Consider the following 2,916-nt stretch of genomic DNA (forward strand, 5'->3'; position numbering starts at 1 on the left):
GCTCGCCAGCCGCGCCATCAGGCTCGTCCGGCCGGCGCCGTGCACAGGTTTCGTCGCTGCGACCGCACCGGTGGCCGGCACACCGGCCGGGGCCATGCGCGCGAATTTGGCGTGGAACGTCATGCATCCTCCTGTGCGCTCAAGCCCGAGGCCAGCCGCAGCAGGCGTTCCTCGGTCATTTCGTTGGCGGCCAGCTCGCCCGCCACCCGGCCCTCGTGGATCACCAGCGCGCGGTCGCATAGCCCGATGACCTCGGGCAGCTCCGACGAGATCACGATGACGCCGACCCCCTGGTCCGCGAGGCCGCGCAGGATGTGGTGGATCTCGGACTTTGCGCCCACGTCCACGCCGCGGGTCGGCTCGTCCATCAGCAGCACGGACGGCTTCGTGGCCAGCAGTTTGGCGATGGCCACTTTCTGCTGGTTGCCACCGGACAGGTTGGCGACTTTGGCAGCCACGCCATCGGACCTGATCCTGAGCCGCGCGCCGAACTCCGTGGCCAAGAGCCGTTCTGCGGCGCCCTGCACCAGGCCCCAGCGCGAGCTGACGCGCCGCAGCGCCATCGCGCAGATGTTCTGCGCGACGGACATTCCGAGGAAGACCCCGGCGGCCTTGCGGTCCTCGCACAGGTAGGCGATGCCGTGGCGCAAGGCGTCGGCGTACTGGCTGATCGCGAGCGGCTTGCCTTGCAGTCGCACCACGCCGCGCCGTGTGCGGCGCAGTCCGCAGACGGACTCGGCGAGCTCGCTGCGGCCTGCGCCCATCAGCCCGGCGATGCCGAGGATCTCGCCACGACGCAGCGTGAACGAGACGCCGTGCACGCGCTCGCCGTCGGCGATGTCCTGGACCTCCAGCAGGCATTCGGACAGGGCGGCGTCGCCCGCGCTCTGCTCCCGCTTGGGTGGGTAGTAGTGGCCCAGGTCGCGCCCCACCATGCAGCGCACCAGCGCGTTGGGATTGGTCTCCGCGAGCACGCCGCAAAACACGCTGCGGCCGTCGCGCAGCACGGTGATGCGATCCCCGTGCCCGAAGATCTCGGCCATGCGATGGCTGATGTAGATGATGCCGATGCCCTGCGCCTTCAGGTCGTGCAGCACGCGCAAGAGCGCAACCGACTCGACCGCAGTGAGCGCTGCGGTCGGCTCGTCGAGGATCAGCACCTTGCAGTCGAGCGACAGCGCCTTGGCGATCTCGACCAGTTGCTGCTGCGACAGACTCAGCGCCTCCACGCGGCGCTGCGGGTCGATGTCCTGCCCCAGCCGTTTCAGGATCGCCGCGGCCCGCGCGTTGAGCTCGGTGTAGTTCATCCAGGTGCACCGGCCGGCGCTGACCTGCGACATGAGGATGTTCTCGGCGACCGTCGCGTCGCCGCACAGCGCGATCTCCTGGTGCACCAGGCCGATGCCCAGCCGCATCGCGTGCGCGGGTCCGTCGATCACCACCTTCTGGCCGTGCAGGACGATGTCGCCCGCGTCCGGCTGGTAGATGCCGTCGATGATCTTCATCAGCGTCGACTTGCCCGCGCCGTTCTCGCCGCACAGCGCATGAATCTCCCCCGGGTGCAGCGAGAAGTGCACTTCGGCCAGCGCCAGCGCTGCGCCGAAGTGCTTCGTGATGCCCCGCAACGCGAGCAGCGGCGCGGCGCACGTCATTCGTTGATTCCCTTGGTGCCGCGGCGCGTGAGGTACTTGTCCCAGTAGAAGTCGTCCGCATTCGCCTTGCTCACGACGGACAGGCCGTTGTCCAGGAAGGGGACCGCCATCGGGTTGGCACCGTTGCGCTTGGCGTCGTTCATCGGGTCGATGAGCTGGGCGTTCTTCGCCAGGAACAGCATCAGCATTCCCATGTATCCCTGCACGCCCTGGTTCGGATTGATCGAGCCGAAGACCTCGCCGGACTTGATCATGTCGAGGATCTTGGCGTTCACGTCGCAGCACATCACCTGGATGTTCTTTTTCGTCTCGACCTTGGCCTGCGCGGCGCCCAGGGCCGAATTCGCCTCGGGCATGAACAGCGCGCCCAGGTCCGGGTTCGCCTGCGCCATGCTCAGCGTCGCTTGGTAGGCCTTGTTCGGGTCCTGGTTGCTCGCGGCACGGCCCACGAGCTTCATTCCCGGGTGTTTGGCTTTCATCCGGTTGATGAACGCGGCGATGCGGCGGTCGTGGTTGTCCTGCCCCGGGTTTTCGAGCACGCCGTACTCGCCCCTTGCGTTCAGCGACGCGGCGATGGCGTCCGCCGCCTGCGAGCCCTCGCGCTCGTTGTCGGACGTGACGAACGAGACCCGCTTGGAGTTCGGCGAGTCGGCCGCGAAGGTGACCACGGGGATGCCCATCGCGGCAGCCCGGTTGATGGGCTCGATGAACGGATCGGGGTTCATCGGGTGCAACAGGATGCCGGCCGGCTTGCGCGCCAACTCCTGCTCGAACGATGCGAGCTGCTTGTTCACGTCGTACTCGGGCGTTCCCGTGTAGCGCGTCCTCACGCCGAGCGTGCGACCCAGCTGCTTCATCATTTCGTAGACCGGGAACCAGTATTCGACCCCCGAGACCATGACGTTCATCACGTAGACGTCGCCCGCATTCCCGCGCAGGCCGGCCGCCGCAGCGGTCTGCGCGAACGCCGCAGGGGTTGCGGCCAGGCCTGTGCTGGCCAAGGCCACGGTTTTCAAGAAATTTCGCCGCATGGATTGCTCCTTTTCCCTGTTGTGGATACCGCTTGAACGCATGCCGTGACGAGCGCTTTGCGCCCTAGTTGTCATGACATAAAAATCACTGTATTGCAAAATTCGACCCAACAATTCAGGGTAAATACCACGGAAAGCACAAAAATTTTCAGTCAAGATGTAATAACAATGAATCCAGACATCTACATCGGGATCGACATGGGATCCACCGGCCTGAAGGCCGTCGCCTTCGA

The 2,916-nt window shown here is 65.8% G+C and carries 3 protein-coding genes; 1 reads left to right on the forward strand and 2 read right to left on the reverse strand.

From position 1 onward, the window contains the following. Positions 1 to 119 precede the first annotated feature (119 nt). Both VTU_RS0104575 and VTU_RS0104580 read right to left on the reverse strand, forming a co-directional pair. Positions 120 to 1,652, reverse strand: a complete 1,533-nt coding sequence (locus VTU_RS0104575) for a sugar ABC transporter ATP-binding protein (protein WP_010101289.1) — start codon at positions 1,650 to 1,652, stop codon at positions 120 to 122. Further along, complete coding sequence (locus tag VTU_RS0104580) at positions 1,649 to 2,683, reverse strand: substrate-binding domain-containing protein (RefSeq protein ID WP_010101292.1); 1,035 nt, start codon at positions 2,681 to 2,683, stop codon at positions 1,649 to 1,651. The genes VTU_RS0104575 and VTU_RS0104580 overlap by 4 nt, the downstream gene beginning before the upstream one ends. 45 nt (positions 2,684 to 2,728) lie before the next feature. Between VTU_RS0104580 and VTU_RS34650 the strand changes: the two genes are divergently transcribed. Further along, positions 2,729 to 2,916 (forward strand): hypothetical protein (locus VTU_RS34650; RefSeq protein WP_236610632.1); only part of this gene is annotated, 188 nt, incomplete at its 3' end.

This window comes from Verminephrobacter aporrectodeae subsp. tuberculatae At4 (assembly GCF_000193225.1).
Lineage (GTDB): Bacteria > Pseudomonadota > Gammaproteobacteria > Burkholderiales > Burkholderiaceae_C > Acidovorax > Acidovorax aporrectodeae.